This window comes from Salinirubellus salinus (assembly GCF_025231485.1).
Lineage (GTDB): Archaea > Halobacteriota > Halobacteria > Halobacteriales > Haloarculaceae > Salinirubellus > Salinirubellus salinus.
Genome location: NZ_CP104004.1, coordinates 99,821 through 115,353, shown reverse-complemented (window position 1 = coordinate 115,353; position 15,533 = coordinate 99,821). Strand labels below are relative to the sequence as shown.

General features: G+C 61.9%; 16 protein-coding genes. 10 read left to right on the top strand and 6 right to left on the bottom strand.

The features are described from left to right. Positions 1–21: 21 nt before the first annotated feature. The 3 genes from N0B31_RS22005 to N0B31_RS21995 all read right to left on the bottom strand — a co-directional run bounded on the left by N0B31_RS22005 (position 22) and on the right by N0B31_RS21995 (position 3,778). Positions 22–2,211 (bottom strand): amino acid permease, encoded by a 2,190-nt coding sequence (locus tag N0B31_RS22005; RefSeq protein WP_260644209.1) that lies wholly within the window; start codon positions 2,209–2,211, stop codon positions 22–24. A gap of 135 nt (positions 2,212–2,346) precedes the next feature. Continuing rightward, complete coding sequence (locus tag N0B31_RS22000) at positions 2,347–3,066, bottom strand: universal stress protein (protein WP_260644208.1); 720 nt, start codon at positions 3,064–3,066, stop codon at positions 2,347–2,349. A gap of 436 nt (positions 3,067–3,502) precedes the next feature. Beyond that, positions 3,503–3,778 carry an amphi-Trp domain-containing protein gene (locus tag N0B31_RS21995; RefSeq protein WP_260644207.1) on the bottom strand — a complete coding sequence of 92 codons (276 nt, stop codon included), beginning with the start codon at positions 3,776–3,778 and terminating at the stop codon, positions 3,503–3,505. Between the two features lie 161 nt (positions 3,779–3,939). Here N0B31_RS21995 and N0B31_RS21990 point away from each other — a divergent pair, with 161 nt between their 5' ends. The 10 genes from N0B31_RS21990 (at position 3,940) to N0B31_RS22740 (ending at position 13,548) form a co-directional block, all read left to right on the top strand. Then, complete coding sequence (locus tag N0B31_RS21990) at positions 3,940–4,644, top strand: tyrosine-type recombinase/integrase (protein WP_260644206.1); 705 nt, start codon at positions 3,940–3,942, stop codon at positions 4,642–4,644. 370 nt (positions 4,645–5,014) lie between these two features. Beyond that, positions 5,015–6,112 carry a transcription initiation factor IIB gene (locus N0B31_RS21985; protein ID WP_260644205.1) on the top strand — a complete coding sequence of 366 codons (1,098 nt, stop codon included), beginning with the start codon at positions 5,015–5,017 and terminating at the stop codon, positions 6,110–6,112. A gap of 141 nt (positions 6,113–6,253) precedes the next feature. Further along, on the top strand, positions 6,254–6,508 hold the full coding sequence (locus tag N0B31_RS21980; RefSeq protein WP_260644204.1) for a hypothetical protein: 255 nt from the start codon (positions 6,254–6,256) through the stop codon (positions 6,506–6,508). A 164-nt stretch (positions 6,509–6,672) separates the two neighbouring features. Continuing rightward, a complete protein-coding gene (locus N0B31_RS21975; RefSeq protein ID WP_260644203.1) occupies positions 6,673–6,822 on the top strand; it encodes a hypothetical protein in 150 nt (49 codons plus the stop codon). Further along, positions 6,819–7,838, top strand: a complete 1,020-nt coding sequence (locus N0B31_RS21970) for a DNA polymerase sliding clamp (RefSeq protein WP_260644202.1) — start codon at positions 6,819–6,821, stop codon at positions 7,836–7,838. Before N0B31_RS21975 ends, N0B31_RS21970 begins: the two co-directional genes overlap by 4 nt. A gap of 63 nt (positions 7,839–7,901) precedes the next feature. Then, positions 7,902–8,150: a hypothetical protein gene (locus N0B31_RS21965; protein ID WP_260644201.1), complete on the top strand. Its 249-nt coding sequence runs from the start codon at positions 7,902–7,904 to the stop codon at positions 8,148–8,150. Between the two features lie 267 nt (positions 8,151–8,417). Then, complete coding sequence (locus N0B31_RS21960; RefSeq protein ID WP_260644200.1) at positions 8,418–9,293, top strand: DUF6166 domain-containing protein; 876 nt, start codon at positions 8,418–8,420, stop codon at positions 9,291–9,293. A 559-nt stretch (positions 9,294–9,852) separates the two neighbouring features. After that, on the top strand, positions 9,853–11,418 hold the full coding sequence (locus tag N0B31_RS21955) for a hypothetical protein (protein WP_260644199.1): 1,566 nt from the start codon (positions 9,853–9,855) through the stop codon (positions 11,416–11,418). A gap of 253 nt (positions 11,419–11,671) precedes the next feature. Further along, a complete protein-coding gene (locus N0B31_RS21950) occupies positions 11,672–13,210 on the top strand; it encodes an AAA family ATPase (RefSeq protein ID WP_260644198.1) in 1,539 nt (512 codons plus the stop codon). A 170-nt stretch (positions 13,211–13,380) separates the two neighbouring features. After that, entirely contained in the window at positions 13,381–13,548 is a 168-nt protein-coding gene (locus N0B31_RS22740) for a DUF7987 family protein (protein ID WP_465270157.1), read from the top strand. A gap of 196 nt (positions 13,549–13,744) precedes the next feature. On the opposite strand, the gene N0B31_RS21945 is transcribed toward N0B31_RS22740, so the two are convergent. From N0B31_RS21945 to N0B31_RS21935, 3 genes are all read right to left on the bottom strand, one after another. Next, positions 13,745–14,893, bottom strand: coding sequence for a M48 family metalloprotease (locus tag N0B31_RS21945; protein WP_260644197.1), 1,149 nt, complete (start codon positions 14,891–14,893; stop codon positions 13,745–13,747). Positions 14,894–14,967: 74 nt separating this feature from the next. Further along, positions 14,968–15,213: a type II toxin-antitoxin system HicA family toxin gene (locus N0B31_RS21940; protein WP_260644196.1), complete on the bottom strand. Its 246-nt coding sequence runs from the start codon at positions 15,211–15,213 to the stop codon at positions 14,968–14,970. After that, a complete protein-coding gene (locus tag N0B31_RS21935) occupies positions 15,214–15,420 on the bottom strand; it encodes a type II toxin-antitoxin system HicB family antitoxin (RefSeq protein WP_260644195.1) in 207 nt (68 codons plus the stop codon). Positions 15,421–15,533 lie beyond the last annotated feature (113 nt).

Below are 15,533 nucleotides of genomic sequence, written 5' to 3'. Positions count from 1 at the left end.
TGCGAGATGTAGAGGGTGTAGTCAGGACTCTGGTGCCCCCCGAACGATACCAACGTTGCCCGTCGCTTCCTGACTGATACGGCTCGCGATCGTCCCGAACATCACTCGCGAGGCCGCGCTCCGTTCGGACAGCCCCACACAGACCGTATCGTACTGGCTGACCGCATCGAGAATCGCCACCTCGGTATCAGCAGCGACGACCACCTCGCGCTGATACGCCCCGGATTCGAGGCCTGCCCGACCGGCGACCTCGTCGATCACTGCCTCGCCGCGCTCCACCGCCGCATCCTCGTCCCCGTCTCGCATCTGCTGCACGTTCAGCAGCGTCGGCGTCGTTCCATCGACGGTCGCGAACTCGGCAGCCCGTCGCGCAGCGAACGGTGCGTGTGGGCCCGGGCCCGCGAGGGCGACTGTCCCCCCGATCGGGTTCCCGTGGAACGTCACCAGCGTAACCTCGCACGGGGCGTCTTCGACGACGGCGTCGAGGTTCGGGCCGAACACGTACCCACCGTTCGAGAGCGTCCCTCGCCAGCCGAGGACGACTTGGTCGGGCGCTTCGTGAGAGATGGCTTCTAGCAGCGTCTCGTCGACCCGATCACCGCTCATCGCGACCGTCCGCAGTTTCACGTCCATCTCAGAGGCGATCTCCCGCGCCGATTCGAGCAGATCGCGTTGGTGTTCGAGCCGCTCAGCCGCGATGTTCTGCTGCGGTGATGGGTCTGCGACTTGCAGGACGTTGACAGCGACGAGTTCCGGCGTTCCTTCCTCCGTGTGTGCGTGGGCAGTCGCCGCCGCGAGGCGAATCAACCGCTCCTGAGTCTCGGGATTCGAGACCGGCACGACGACCCGGTATCCGACCGACCCTTGCGTGATGGCTTCACCGATGAGTCCCCGGTCGATAGCGTGGTCTCTGACGTAGAGGAAGTACCAGCCCACGCCGAGGCCGACGATACCCAACCCGAGCCCGATGATGATCGTCGCCATCTGCGAGATGACGACGACTGTGAGGAGGACGCCGAGAACCGGGACGGCGGGATAGAGCGCGTCTGGAATCCTGAACGACGGATCGTAGTCCTCGGGATCGGCTCGGCGGAACACGACGAGTGCGACGTGGACGAGCGAGTACGAGACGAGGAAGCTGAAACTCGCGACCTCGGCCAGTAGAGAGACGATCGTCTCGACTTCGAGTCCCACTGCGATCAACAGGGCCGTGACCGCACCAGTTGCGATGATCGCCCGGTGGGGTGTCCCGAATCGGTCGTGCGTGACGTTCAGCCAGTCGCTCATCAGTTCGTCTCGACCCATCGCGAAATTGACCCGGGCCGCCGCGAGCACCGAGGAGTTCGAACTCGAAATCGCCGCGATTGCAGCGGCGGCGACGATCGCCACCACACCGATCGAGCCCATGAAGACGACCGCAACGTCGGAGACTGGGACGAGGGAGTCGCCGATCTCCTGATACCGAACCACCCCGGTCGTGACGAGCATTACCAGCGCGTAGAGAATCGTGACCAGCACGACTGAGAGAACCATCGTCAGCGGGATGTTCCGGCTGGGGTCTTTGACCTCGCCCGCGACGGTGGCGATGATCTCGAAGCCGAGAAACGAGACGAACACGATACCGGTCGTCGCGATGATCCCACTGGGCCCCGTCGGCGCGAACGGTTCGAGGTTCGCCGGGTCGATGAAGAACAGGCCGAGGGCGACGTAGACCAGCACAATCGCGGTCTCGGTACCGATCATGACGTTCTGGAGCTTGCTCGACTCCTCGGTACCGTAGTAGTTGACGCCCACGATGAGTGCCAGTCCGACGAGTCCGAGGAGGACGACGAGCGCCCGGCCATCGAGGAACGGGATCGGCTGGACGAGGTACTGCCCGAACCCGATCATGTAGAACGCGCTGGCGAACATCAACCCCGTCCACATCCCCCAGCCGACGATGCTCCCGAAGAACCCGCCGAGCGCACGATTCACGTAGTGGTAGCTCCCCCCGGCGACGGGCATCCCAGTCGCCAGCTCGGAGAGTGAGAGTGCTGCCAGCAGGGCGACGAATCCCGCGATTACGAACGAGATCGAGCTGGCCGGGCCAGCGCCCTCGGCGGCGATGCCGGGGAGGATGAAGATGCCTGCCCCGATCATCGTCCCGCCACCCAGTGTCATCGCTTCGAGGAACCCGATGTTCCGCTCTAGCTGTCCGGTATGTTCACTCACGGTCGCACCGATGCGGAGGTCGGGACTCCACGGGTGGGACACCACAGTCCCGTCTGTTCAGTCGTCGGGTGACGCTTCGCCATCCGAGTCGGATGTGTTGATTCGGAATGTTCTGTATACGTCACTCGTTGCTGGTCACTCAATGTCTCTCACGACGATAGTCGTCGTCTCTACTTCGTCGAGTATCGGTGTTAGCACCGTACCGAGGATCCGGTCTCTGAGTGACGGCTCGGTCTCACCGAGGACGAGGAGGTCGTACTCCGCGGCCAGTTCGACGATCTCTCGCCTCGGTGAACCGCGTTCGGAGAGCTTCCAGTCGATACGGTCGGCATCAACCCCTTCCTCGGCGAGACGATCGGCGGCCCCCCGAAGCATGAACTCCCCCTGACTCGGATCAGTCCCCTCAGCCACCGAGTGGAACAGTGTGACCACGGCGTCACTCGCGCCGGCCAGATCAGCGACGAGTGAGACGATTCGTTCGAGATTCACGTCACCGCGCAAGGGGACGAGAATACGCTCGACGGTACCGATGTCGTCGGGGAGCAGCACGGCATCGCAGTCGTGTTGAATCGCGACGCGGTCGATCGAATCCTCTCTGTCTTTGGTGAACACGAGAACGCCCTCGACCTCGTGATCAGCACGGGCGAATTCGCTCACGGCCTCCTCCAGGCGCGCCGCTGCTTCGGACTCGTGGTCGTCCCGTAGGTGGGCAGGTGCGGTTTGTTTGGGAACGGGGTAATAACCGAGGACGACGACGTTGACGGGCTCCAACAGGTCGAGGAGTCCCGGGTCGGGAGGGCCCGACACGGAAACATCGACGGGAACGAGAACCGTCGAATCACCGGTGAGTGGCATATGATTGGTCGTTCTGTGAGGAGTGGCTTGATTGTTGGCGTCGGATGGTGTGGGCACGGACACTCACCGAGACGTCCGTTCCTCGTAACGGGTGAGTGCCGGCGCCTCTCAGTATGGATGTGGGACGGTTCGAAGACACTCACACTCGGTAGGGTTCCACGGCGTCGCGGATCTTTCGAGCCGTCGTTTTCGCGTGGCTGTGGTGGGCACTGATAGTCGCTGTCCGGTAGCGGAGTTTCGAGCCTTGGTCGCCGGAGGGGAGTTTCACGTCTGTTAGCACGGCTAGTACCAGACCGGCGTTCGTCGTGTATTCGACTCGTCCTCTTTCGGTCTTGGTTCGCACGTTCCGCACACGCTCAGCGATACGTGCACGGGCAGTCTCTTTGTCAACGTCCAGTGTGATAGTGGAGTAGCGCACGGTGAGGGTGTGTAGCGATTATTCGATTTCGAGCTGGCCGCCCCCTCCGCCGTCTTCATCCCATTCGAGTTCGAACTCGATACTCAGTTCGCCGGGCTTGCCGGTCGGGCCTTCTCGTTCGGCCTTGACCTCGAAGGTGAGGCTCGGGGGCGGATCCATCGTCACGGACTGATCGCCAGCGCGGAGTGTGATGTCGCCGCCCGCATCCAGACTGTCGGCTACCTGTCGGAGGTACGTGGCGATTTCGCTACGATTCTGTACGTTTTCCGATTTGAATAGCACTTCTTCAGGCATACACGTATAAGTAGTCGGGACAATGAAAAAGTGTTGTCTATTTTTGGATTCCTGCTCACAAAATCTATCAGCGTAGAGGGAACGTACGGTGAGACATACGCGCGCTCTATTCAGCACGACTTGACGGAACTCCCAATCCGCCAGCATGAGGATAGCCACGAGTGTCCCACCACAACCAACCCACAACTGAATGGGCGGATCGTCATCGGCGGGCGCTCACGACCCGGCACACCCACGAGGATGTCCTAACTGACCGCCAGTTCGAACTCCTGCTTGAGGCCTGCTCAGTCCTTCCAGCACCGCACGATTTCGAAGCACGATTCATCTGTCTCCTCGCGGGTCGACTCGGGCTTCGCGCTGGCGAGATTGCGCACTTTCAGACTACGTGGGTGAACTGGAACCGTCGAACGATTCGCATTCCACAGCACGAACCGTGTCAATGTGGGTACTGCCAACGACAAGCTCGACAGGAAGCGACCCACAACAGTGGGCTGTCTGTCGAGGGGGCTATCGAGTCACGGTGGCATCCGAAAACGGTGGCTTCGGCTCGGCTCATCCCGTTCGACCTCACACTGCGGCTGGAGCTGTGTCTCGAACGCTTCGCCAATCGGTACGATGCGTTTCCGCGCTCACGCTCAACAATCAACAGGCGAATACAGGCTGCCGCAACCGAGGCCGACCTACCAGGTCGTGTCTATCCACACTGCCTGCGGGCAACCGCCGCCAGTTACCATGCGTACAAGGGTGTCGCGCCGGTGCCACTCCAAGCGCTCATGGGATGGAGCGATCTGGCGACTGCCCAGAAGTATATCCGCATCTCGGGGACAGCGACAGCGGATGCCCTGCGTCGAGTACACCACCGATAGCCCCTCAATCGTCCCTCAGCACCAGTCTGCGAGAGACAGAGGGTGTATTTAACACGTTGTTGGTCTCTATTTCGGCGGCAATAGAGGCGTCAACGGGGGGTGGGAAGGGGAGCACCTCTGACCAGCATCTCTATGAAGATGATGAAATGTAATAAATATAATGTAATTCGCAACCCTATATATCAAGACATGGCACACGCACCCTCATTTCAGCAGGACTGCTGACACCGATCACTGATCGAGGCATCAAAACGGCGTGATATTGGGTTTGCGCTGACTATTGATCGCGCTCAGTTTATTGTCCCCGCTTCGCTAGAGGGGTCGAACTGCCCTTTCCTGGTCTCTTCCGTCCCCTTCCTCACCACTCTCCATGTCCCAACGCTATCTCGAGGCCGCGAACAGCAACGCCCGTCCCGGGCCCCATCCGTCCGGCAGCCCCCTCGGTACCCACCAGCGGGGACTCGCCCCAGCTATCGACTCCGAGCCGTCGTCTGCCCAGAAATTGGCGCCCGAACGCACCCAACCGGTCGGTGACCCAATTTGCCCCGAGTGTGCGACCGACGAACACCTCGTCGTCGACGAGACTGAAACCTTCTGTCAGGCGTGCGGCCTCGTGGTCACCCGAGACATCCTTGATCGGGAACTCCAGTGGGAGACAACCGCCGATGGCGAACGGCAACCCGCTCGGGGCGGCGCTCCCACGACCATCCGACGCCACGACAAGGGACTCCCGACCGAGATTGGCTCCTACCGCGACGGCTACGGGAACGAACTCTCATCGAAGACACAGCGCCAGTTCAAACGCCTTCGTAAATGGGACGACCGAGCGAAAGCGAGTACCACTCACGACCAGTCGCTCCGTACCGGCCTTGGAGAAATCGCCCGTCTCGTGAGTGCGGCCGAGCTCCCCACACCGATCCACGACCGCGCTGCGAGACTCTTTCGCGACGCCTGGGAGAACAATCTCCTCCGTGGGCGCTCCATCGAAGCCATCGCGACCGCCAGCATCTTCGCCGCCTGTCGCCTCGAGCGCCTGCCACGGTTCCTCGAGGAACTCACCGCCGTTGCCCGCGTCGGCGAATCCGATATCAAAAGCGCCTATCGACTGCTGAATCGCGAGTTCGAACTCGCAACGCCACCGCCGCTCCCGCAGGACTTCCTCCCTCGACTCGCCAACGCCGTCGACGCCCACCCCCGGGTCGAACGACGAGCCCACCAACTCGTCACCGCCCCCGCTGTCGGTGTCCTCGCCAACGGCCGACAGCCCGCCGGGGTCGCCGCCGCGTGCCTCTATCACGCTCACGATGAAAGCGAGCTCACCAACCTCAAACTTACACAGCAGCGACTCGCCGACGCAGGCTTCTCCACTCCAACGACCATCCGGAACATCCGCCGGGAACTTCTCTCGCTCGACGATGCCGGTGATCTCCCCGATCCAGACGGCAATCTCGACGACTACCTCGGGTAGCCCGGTCGGTCGGCGCGGCATCGCTCCGCGCAAGTTCCTCATCCTACGCAACAACTGGACCGACCACCCACTCCACTCTGTTGCGTAGGAGTAACCCACTGCCTCGTTTGTCTCCCTCGAAATCGGTGGAGGACACCCAGATTGGGCACACGCAGCCACCACCGTGCAGCGAATCGCTTCCAGACCGCACTCCAACAGCGTCTCGAGGCCGCGTCCGACCCAAACGCGGCCCAGCAAGCCTACGACGACGCACTCGAGGCGCTCATCAGCATCGCCATCGACGAAATCGAACTCGACCGGACCGCCCGCGCCCTCGCTACCGACCCCCACGCCATCGACTTCCCTGAGACGAACGCACAGTCACACTCGAACTCCACCTCCGAGTCTCAACCATGACGACTACGTCGACATCTCCCGACACCGAGAGCCGACAGCTCACAGCCAGCACCCCAGACCATCGCCTCAGTATCGTCCTGCTCGACCACTCTCACCAACGCCGGTTCGTCCCCGTACGATACCGATGCTCAGTTTTGGCCCCCGAGGACGGTGAGGGGACAGAGATGAGCATCATCCACACCGTGACTGGGTTGCTCGCTCGCAAACTCCTCGCCCGACTCGACGAGCAGCCGAGTTCGACCACCGACGCACGGTCGAACACCCAGAACCGCACCGACGCAGACCGACCCCCCGAACACGCTCGAAACCGATGAGTACCAACACCGAATCCGACACCGCCGACGCACAGCCCGCCACCACTCCCGACGTCGAATCTGAAACCGAATCCGATTCCGAGATCGACACCCAACCGGAACCCGAGGTCAAAACAGAAGCCAAACTGGTATCCGACCCCAGCGTCGACACCGACACTGACACCGGCGGAGACGGAGCCGCCGAGAACGACACCGAGGGGGAGACGGAGACCGAATCAGAAAGCGAAGGTGAGGCCGACGACGCAGCAGAGGTCGTCACGAGCCCGCCCCAGCAGTTCACCGCCGCCATCAAGGGTGGGGCGATCAAGGAGTTCGTCAGCACGCTTCGCGCCATCGTCGACGAAGCAAAAATTCGCGTCGGCCTAGACGGTATCCACACCCGAGCCGTCGACCCCGCCAACGTCGCGATGTACGACGTCTCTCTCGCAGCCGGCGCTTTCGAGTCCTACGACGCTACCGAGGGCGTCCTCGGTGTCAACCTCGAACGCTTCGAGGAAGTCCTCAAACTCGCCAAGAAAAACGACCTCGTCCAACTCTCGTTCAACACCACGTCGTTCAAGCTCGTCATTCACATCGACGGCGTCGATTTCACGATGGCGCTCATCGACCCCGACAGCATCCGCAAAGAGCCCGAAATCCCCGAGATGGACCTGCCCATCTCCCTCACGCTCGAGGAAGCACAAATCTCGCGTGGCGTCAAGGCCGCCGATATGGTCTCTGACCACATCCGCTTCCGCTGTGACGAGGCCGAGGCCAGCGTTTACATCGAAGCTGAAGGTGACACCGACAACGTCAGTCTCGAACTCGCAGATGACGACCTCGTCGCGCTCTCGGCCGCTGACGGCAACGCACTCTACAGCCTCGACTACGTCAACGACATCTCCAAACAGTTCCCCAAGGGCACGGAGATAACGCTCACCTTCGGGAGCGACTTCCCGATGATGTTCGAGTACGAGTTCAGCGACGGCGAATGCGACGTCCTCGCCATGCTCGCTCCGCGTATCCAGAGCGACTAGTCGACGCGCCCACCACGTCGTATCGCATACCCACCACCGCACTCCGTGCACCCCCCGATTCTCATGAACTCCCTCACCACCCTCAGCGACGGCGAAACCTACGCCGACGTTCGCTTCGGCGACAACTTCATCGTCACCATCGACCGCACCGCCCGCAAGGACGCCATCACCATCCGCGTCTTTCATCCGGACACGCCCGAGACCCCTGTCGGCGAACACCACCTCAACCTCACCCTCGACGACGATTCGTGCCTTGGGACGCCGAGCGAATCCACCCAGAACAACACCAATCCCACCGGGGCACTCGGCTGAGATGGCTCTCGACCGTTACGCAGCGCCACTCTCGCTCGTTGAATCCGAATCCGACGACCAACGTAAATGTCCGTATTGTCGGTGGAACTCGCACACGCTGTACCGACTCGACAGCTGGCCCGCCAACCACGCCGGATGTGCTTACTGTGTCCTCGAGTTCCTCCGCAGCGACGAGTACCTCATCTATCACCACCGCGACCACGGCGCCGCACCGACCGGCCCGCCTACATCTGAGCACGCCACCGGCTAACCACCTCACCCCACACCATGCCAGCCAAAACCGACTACTCCAGAAAGATCAAGTGGAAGACCGAACCGTACCGAGGCGAACGCTCCATCGGAGGCAACGTCGTCTACTCCGGGGAGAACCTCTTGGATAAGCATCTGTTCGTCCATCGCGTTTCCCCCGGCGGCTTCGATTGGGGCCCCAACGCCTCCGACGAGAAAGCCTGCCAACTCGCCATCGCGCTCCTCGCCCCGTACAAAGGCGTGGACTACGCCGTCGAACACCACCACCTGTTCGCCGAGAACTTCGTCCGGCGCGAACTCACCGAAGACACCTGGGAAATCAAGCGGAGCGACTTCCGCAGTCCAGACTACGTCCGTGCCATCGACGGTCGCGACTATCCAGCGAATACCGCCCCCAGTCCAGAGGCTATGCCCGCTCTCGAGGACGTCGACCTCGACACCATCACGTACGCTGAGGAGATCGCACTCGCAGAGAAATTCGACGACGTCCTCTGGCCCAGCGGCAACCGGCGCGACAACCTCCGTCGTCTCCTCGCCATCTGGAACGGTGAGGAAGACCCGAGTACCGCCTCCGTCTCCTCGAGTACCCTGTATCGGGTTCCGGGCCTCTCCATTCCCTCGAACGCCCGCAGTACGCTCGTCCGCGAGTTCGACACGATGGGCGACCTCGCCGGCTGGATCTGCTTCGGTCGTCACCACGACCGATTAAACGGCATCAGCAAAGCGACCGCGAAGAAACTCACCGCCGCTCGCCCCGGCCTCGTCCAGTACTTCGGCGGCGAAGAGTACATCCCCGAACACGAAGGCCGGGAGATGACGCTTTCGGAAGCCACGGGCGGGGAAAGCGCCCAACAGACGTTCCGGAGCGCCCTCGCAGACGGTGATGATGCCTGACGCCACAGCTCGCTCCCGCCCTCCACAGTACCCGTAGAACATGGGTTCTACACGTTCTCTTGAGTTCTTCCTCTCCTCCCCGTCCGTCGAGCTGGGAGTCGCGACCTACAGTCTGCTCGTTCCTACACAACAGACTACACTCGCCGGTCGGTCTAGCCGTTGCGTAGGACTCGTTTTGTCTCCCCCGGATGCGGTGGAGGGCGGACGTCCACACGGAGCGCTCCTAGCGCGTTGTGCCGACACAAACGGCCCAGTGCGGTTCCGCGTGGGTGTACCACAACTCGCCCTCCGTCCTCAGAACGGAACACCCTCCGTTCTTTCTCCCCTACAGAGGACGCACCGGCACGCCATTCGTCAGAGTCACCACTTTCCTGTTCAAGGCGATCTCCTCTCCCCTCTCCGCTGAGGCTCCTGTCCTGACCTCTCTTCGTCCGTCTCTTCTCGAACTATTGCACCGCCCCCGACCGCGCTTCCACCTCCGTTCTCCGGTCTCTCTCAACAACCGCTGTCCCACCCATTGGCGGTTGCCACTTTTCGTACGAGGAAACACTCCACTCCAATGTCCACAGAACCCACCACCACGTCCGATACCGAATCGCCCGCCTCGACCGAGGCCGAGAACAAAAACGAAACCCAGCACGCGAACAGCGGGGACGCGTCCGGGGTGACCGACCGCCCAGCCGTCGCCCTAGCCGATCTCCTCACCCGAGAGACCGACATCAACTTCGCCGGCCTCACTGAGACCGACATCGGGTCGTATCCCGACGAAATCCCACCGGAAACCCGGTGTCTCGCCGATTCACCTCGCTCGTTCAAAGAGGCGATTCGCGTCCTGCCGAAGGCCAGTCCAGGTGAACTCTGGGCGACCAACGACTTCGTCGAGACGAGCGGCCGCGTCGATACCACCGCCATCCGCGATGTGTATGGACTCGATATCGACGCCCTCGAAGCCGCCACTGGTCGCTCACTCGAGGACCTCGCCGCTGGAAGTAGCGCCGACGCCGTCGTTCGCGTCCGTGACCACAAGGATATCGTCGACGACCGCCGGAAAGCATTGAACGCCCTGGGCTACGACGTCAAATTCCGCTGGCAGATCGCCAGCGACTCCTATAGCATCATCAACCCACAGGACGCGTATCTCCCCATCATCAGTGCGCTCCAGCAACGGGGCGAAACCGACACCTTCGGATGGGTGTCCTACCGCGACTGGGGCGGCCTGCTCAAAATGGTCGTCATCTGTCCCAGCCTCCGCCACGTCGTCTCCGGTGGGGAAGCAGACCTCGAGGACGCCGTCGACGAAGACGGTATCACGAGCGTCGTCAGCGCCGCTCAGACCGACAGTAACACGAGTGATACAGAGACCGACTCCCAATCCGACTCCGACGCCCCCGAGACAGTTGTTTACGGCGGGTTTCAAACAGGGTACGACTTCCGAGGCACGCAAACACTCTGGGCGCGGCCCATCCTGTTCTTCCCCGACTCGGGGACAGTCCTCCCCGATATGGGTGAGCGCTACACGCGACGCCACTACGGGCAGGCGACGAACGCCGCCCACGAGCGCAAACAGGGCCGCGTTCCCATCAGTGAGTGGTGGCGGAACATCTACGACGACATCGACACGCGGATGATCGAAATCGATACCGCCATCCGACGGACCCGCGCCATCGCCTACGACTTCGACGACCTTCCCTTCTCGCTCGAAGACTGCTACACGTACTGGGGAGTCGCGTTCAAATACGCCGAGCGCGCCGCCGAGCGTGCAACCTCAATCGCCAAGCCCGCACACCGCCCCACCGTCTTCAATATCCAGCTCTCGTTGCTCATCGCACTTCTCGAGGAATACGACGGCTCGATGGCCTCGAACTCCTACCAGGAGTATCTCGAAGTCGCCGGAGAACTGTTCAGGAAGCCCGCGATGATGATTCAGCTCGCGATGCAGGAACACGATCGGCGAGCCGATACGGATGCCGAACGAGTCCTCCCTGAGAGTCAACAGACGCTCTCAGACGCTCTCGAGGATATCGTCGATATTCCCGGCATCAGCGTCGATACCGAAGCCGACCTCACCAATCAGCAGGCCCAGCGCGTCCAAGACCGACTCCAGCAACGGCTTGGCGACGCCTAGCCCACTCAGCGACGGCTCGAAAGCGTCTCGAACGCACCGCAGATGGTCTCTCTTGAGTCACCGGAGGCCGCCTCCAGCCACCGACCGTTGCACGTGGCCGGAGGCGAATTTGAGTATCGTTTGTCACTCCCGGAAGCGTGGAGGAGCCGAACAGACTCGGCCTCGCCAACTTAACCCCATGTCCTCAACCACGACATCCGGTAGTCCCGACAGTCCAGACAGCCCCGATGAGCAGGTCATTCTCTCGCACCTCGTGAATCGACTCCTACAGCGCGAAGGCGGAAACATCCCCGTCGAACGCGTCACCCTCCGCGTCTCCGACTACGCCGACCTCTCCGACCAGGAGGCTGCCGACCTCATCGACGACGGCGCAGACGCAGGCATCTACACGCTGAATCGGTCACAGAGCGGAAGCGCCACCATCGCCGGCGTCTCACCACAGGGGCCCGAACCTCAGGTCATCACCGACGCCTTCGGCGAACTCCAACACGACACCGGCGCAGACTTCCGCGTCATCAGCGTCGTCACCGACTCGATCAACGACGCTCTCCACGACGCCGGCTACGATGATTTCACCGCACTCGCGAACGCCAGCACCGACGACATCGCCGGCCTCACCGGAACCCTCACCGAGAGCCGCGCCGAGAACCTCCTCAAAGAAGCCCAGCGACACGTCCCCGTCGGGCACCGCCTCGCACAGCGAGCCGCCGCCTACTACAGCCAACGGAGCAATCCAGACACCGGCCTCGGTGAAGCCCGCGTCACCGACCTCTCGCTCGTCACCGAATCCGTCGGCGAACCGCGCTTCTTAGCCGAAGGCTGGGACCCCGACGACGAACGCGGGATGTACGTCTCCAACATCGGCCGCAACGCCGGGACTCCCGTCCCCACGGGTCTCCACATCCTCGACAATCCCGACCATCAGAGCGTGCCTAAGGCTGCGACCCATCCCGATGCGAGCTATGATGCTCTCCCCGTCGACGAACACGGTGAGGTCATCCCACCCGCGGTCCCAATCGACCCACGACTCCAGCTCCCCCTGGATGAACTTATCGCGAAGAAACTCGCCCGCGGACTCGTCCCCGTTAGGGTCGTTGGCCCCCGAGGATCGGGGAAGAACTACCTGCTCAAGTACCTCTGCCACAAGACGAACCGTGGCTACCAGTCCATCGACGTCGATCGGGCGACCGAACCCGAGGACCTCTTCGGGCCGCTCGTCCCCGACGGCGACGTCATCGTGCCCCGCAACGGCGCCGTGAAACAAGGACTGCTGAACGGTGATACCATCGTCATCAACGAGTTCCCCGTCATGCAGGCTGGCGCGGCCATCGCACTCCACCGGCTCCTGAACGAGGGGACGCTCCTCGTCAAATCCCACGGCGAACTCGTCGAGCCGCACCCTTCGGCCCGCCTCGTCATCACGATGAACCCGCCCACCAGAGAGTACCGTGACTCCGAGCCGATGAACTCCGCCACCCGTGGTCGGTTCCGAGCCTTCGAGCAACCCTACATCCAGGACGTTGAGGAGGAAGTCGAGACGCTCGACCGCCAGGTCAACAGTACGGACGTCGTGGTGGACCGCCCGACGCTCCGGAAGATCGTCCAGTTCGCTCACCAGACGCGGCAGAACGAATCCTGGCCGACGCTGTCGACCCGGAATCTCACCATCCTCTGTGAGCACATTGAGGATGGCGCGTCGCCGAAGGCCGCGACGAAGAACGAACTCTGGGCGGTTGCCGAACCAAATCAGTATCCCGAAGACGCCTACGAAACGCTCAACGATTTCCTCTGAAGGAATCTGCACGTCGGTGGCCTTGTTGAAATCCTCGGTTGTTGATAGTTTGTCGGAGCCGTGCTGAATACACAGCGCATACGTATCAGTATCAAAAGATCGTGTCCGCATCGGAAAAATCACCTCGACGACCATCACGTATTAGTGACTCATCGGTAATTTTCGAACGAATGGTCTCCCGCGAACTTCAAATATTCATTCTGTTTGGAGTGCTCACACTTGGGGTACTCATCGCAATTCATCTGTTTACCGATTCACCGGTGTGGTTGAGAGTTCTCGTAATTATCGTCGGTGGAGGTATACTCCCTCGTCTCGTTCGGGATGCGGTTACTACGTAAGGTAACACGCTCTTTCTCGCGAGTACATCTACTGCACACGCCCTCTGCATGTTGCAGGCCGCATCTGACAGATGTTCGGTAGAATACGCCTCGGAGCGGTAACTCGCTCGTCTGAATACAGAGCGCGAGTCGGTCAGTACGAATCCGTTGTCGAATCATCCGATGCGTCAGAATCGACCCACCACTGAAGTCGATATCACTTGGATTCAGTGCCACCAGATGTAAGTCGATTTACTCGCCGACCCATCGGGGGGGCCATCGACCAGAGCGTTCGGAGGCCCCCGTCGTCGAGGTCGGCATCGTGGAGGTCTGCTCGTCGCGTGTACGCCTCGACGAGCTGGCGTGTCCCGACTTGCTCGGCTGCTGCTGCGTCAGCCCGGTAGACGAGTCGCCGCCCACCCCACGCAAGTCCGACCCATAGGAGGGGCAGACTGCTGATGGCGATGACCCAGACCACAGGCGGTGTCCCGAGTGCAATCAGTTCGAGACACGCGACGATACCAACTGCAACGAACGACGTGGCGACCATCTCGTAGACGAGCGTGTATGTCCGGCGGGATTGCACCTCAGCTGCCATAATCGCCGACAACTCGGAGTCATCGAGTGAGTCGAGCGCGTAGTCGCTCAGGAACAGGACCCGTCTCGACGGGACGCCGTAGACTGTCGAAGAGATACGTTCTTGCTCGGTCGTTTTCAGCAGCCACACTTTCGACACCGTGAGGTTGACGCGGTTACAGAGGCGCTCGATTCGCTCGCGCTCGTCGCTCGTTGGCTCACGGACAGGACTCCCGAGTCGCAGAATCAGTGGGGCTGTAGCGTAGAGCACCGGAAGCACGATGCTGAACATCAGGAGCACGTATCCGACACCGCCACCGGTTCCGAGTTCGAACTGGATGACCGCAAGCCCGACGTGAAGGACCCCGACTGCAACCACGGTGATGACCAACACGCTACCCCAATTTCGGAGGATGCGGAGGAGATGGGTAGTGGCGGTTGCCTCGGTACCCCGCGCCCGCCGAACGTGGGGGAACAACCCCAAGTATCCCGCCGAGAGCACGACGATGGCAACCGTGCCGTAGACAGCGATCCAGACCATACTGCCGATGTCAGTGCCGTCGAGCCCCGGCGCGAGGACGGCGAGAAGTCGCTCAGTGAGTCGTGCATCGACGAGCCAGAGGGCGACGATTAGCCCGCCTAGCGAGACTCGGTTACTGATTCGTCTCGCTCGGTGAAACGCGGTGTCCGGGCGGTCTCGGCGAGCGATGCGACGCCCGATGAGCCAATTACCGACGAACGAAACGCCCGCCACGAGCCCGACCGCCGCAGCCGTCGCTGGCAGCGCCATACGCCGAGATGTCAGAACTACCGTAAGAATCTATGGAACCCCATACAGGGGGAGAGCGGTCGCGTGCTACCCACCTACCGGTGTTCGTCTATCCACCGGCACCACTCCCGGAAGTTGTTCGCACCACACTGCTCAGCGATGCTCTGGAGAGTGCCGATGCGAACGCGGTCGTGGAGTGGGACGGTGACCGTCCGCTTCTCCCCTGTGACGGGATGGGTGTACTTCAGCACGACGTGGTCGCCGCGGGTTCTGTCGTGGCGATAGCCGAACTTCTGGAGGACCTTGACGATCTCCCGTCCGGAGAAGTCGCGTGTCACCACCTACGAATCCTCGAACCACGGCGCGTCCGGTTCGGGGGCATCGTTGTCGTCGGCCCGGGCCTCCTCGGTCACCTCGATCGCCTCGTCGAGGTTCTGAAGGGCTTCTTCGCGGGTCTCGCCCTGACTCGCCACACCGGTCTCCCGGTCGATGGCCGACCACCAGCCGTCGTCCTCTTCGACGAGACGTATTTCGCGCCCAGTACTCATACGACGAGATAGCGCGGTATCTCTGATAAGGGTTCGGTCGGGGTGCCCGCATCTGCGCTCGACGGCTCGTGCCCGTTCTTTTCCACGGCCCTCACACCTTCGACCCGAACTCC

Coding starts and splice junctions, on each gene's coding strand:
- N0B31_RS22000 (WP_260644208.1), bottom strand. CDS start 3,066: ATGCCACTCACCGGTGATTCGACGGTTCTCGTTCCCGTCGATGTTTCC.
- N0B31_RS21955 (WP_260644199.1), top strand. CDS start 9,853: ATGTCCACAGAACCCACCACCACGTCCGATACCGAATCGCCCGCCTCG.
- N0B31_RS21970 (WP_260644202.1), top strand. CDS start 6,819: ATGAGTACCAACACCGAATCCGACACCGCCGACGCACAGCCCGCCACC.
- N0B31_RS21945 (WP_260644197.1), bottom strand. CDS start 14,893: ATGGCGCTGCCAGCGACGGCTGCGGCGGTCGGGCTCGTGGCGGGCGTT.
- N0B31_RS21965 (WP_260644201.1), top strand. CDS start 7,902: ATGAACTCCCTCACCACCCTCAGCGACGGCGAAACCTACGCCGACGTT.
- N0B31_RS22740 (WP_465270157.1), top strand. CDS start 13,381: ATGGTCTCCCGCGAACTTCAAATATTCATTCTGTTTGGAGTGCTCACA.
- N0B31_RS21975 (WP_260644203.1), top strand. CDS start 6,673: ATGAGCATCATCCACACCGTGACTGGGTTGCTCGCTCGCAAACTCCTC.
- N0B31_RS21985 (WP_260644205.1), top strand. CDS start 5,015: ATGTCCCAACGCTATCTCGAGGCCGCGAACAGCAACGCCCGTCCCGGG.
- N0B31_RS21995 (WP_260644207.1), bottom strand. CDS start 3,778: ATGCCTGAAGAAGTGCTATTCAAATCGGAAAACGTACAGAATCGTAGC.
- N0B31_RS21960 (WP_260644200.1), top strand. CDS start 8,418: ATGCCAGCCAAAACCGACTACTCCAGAAAGATCAAGTGGAAGACCGAA.
- N0B31_RS21935 (WP_260644195.1), bottom strand. CDS start 15,420: ATGAGTACTGGGCGCGAAATACGTCTCGTCGAAGAGGACGACGGCTGG.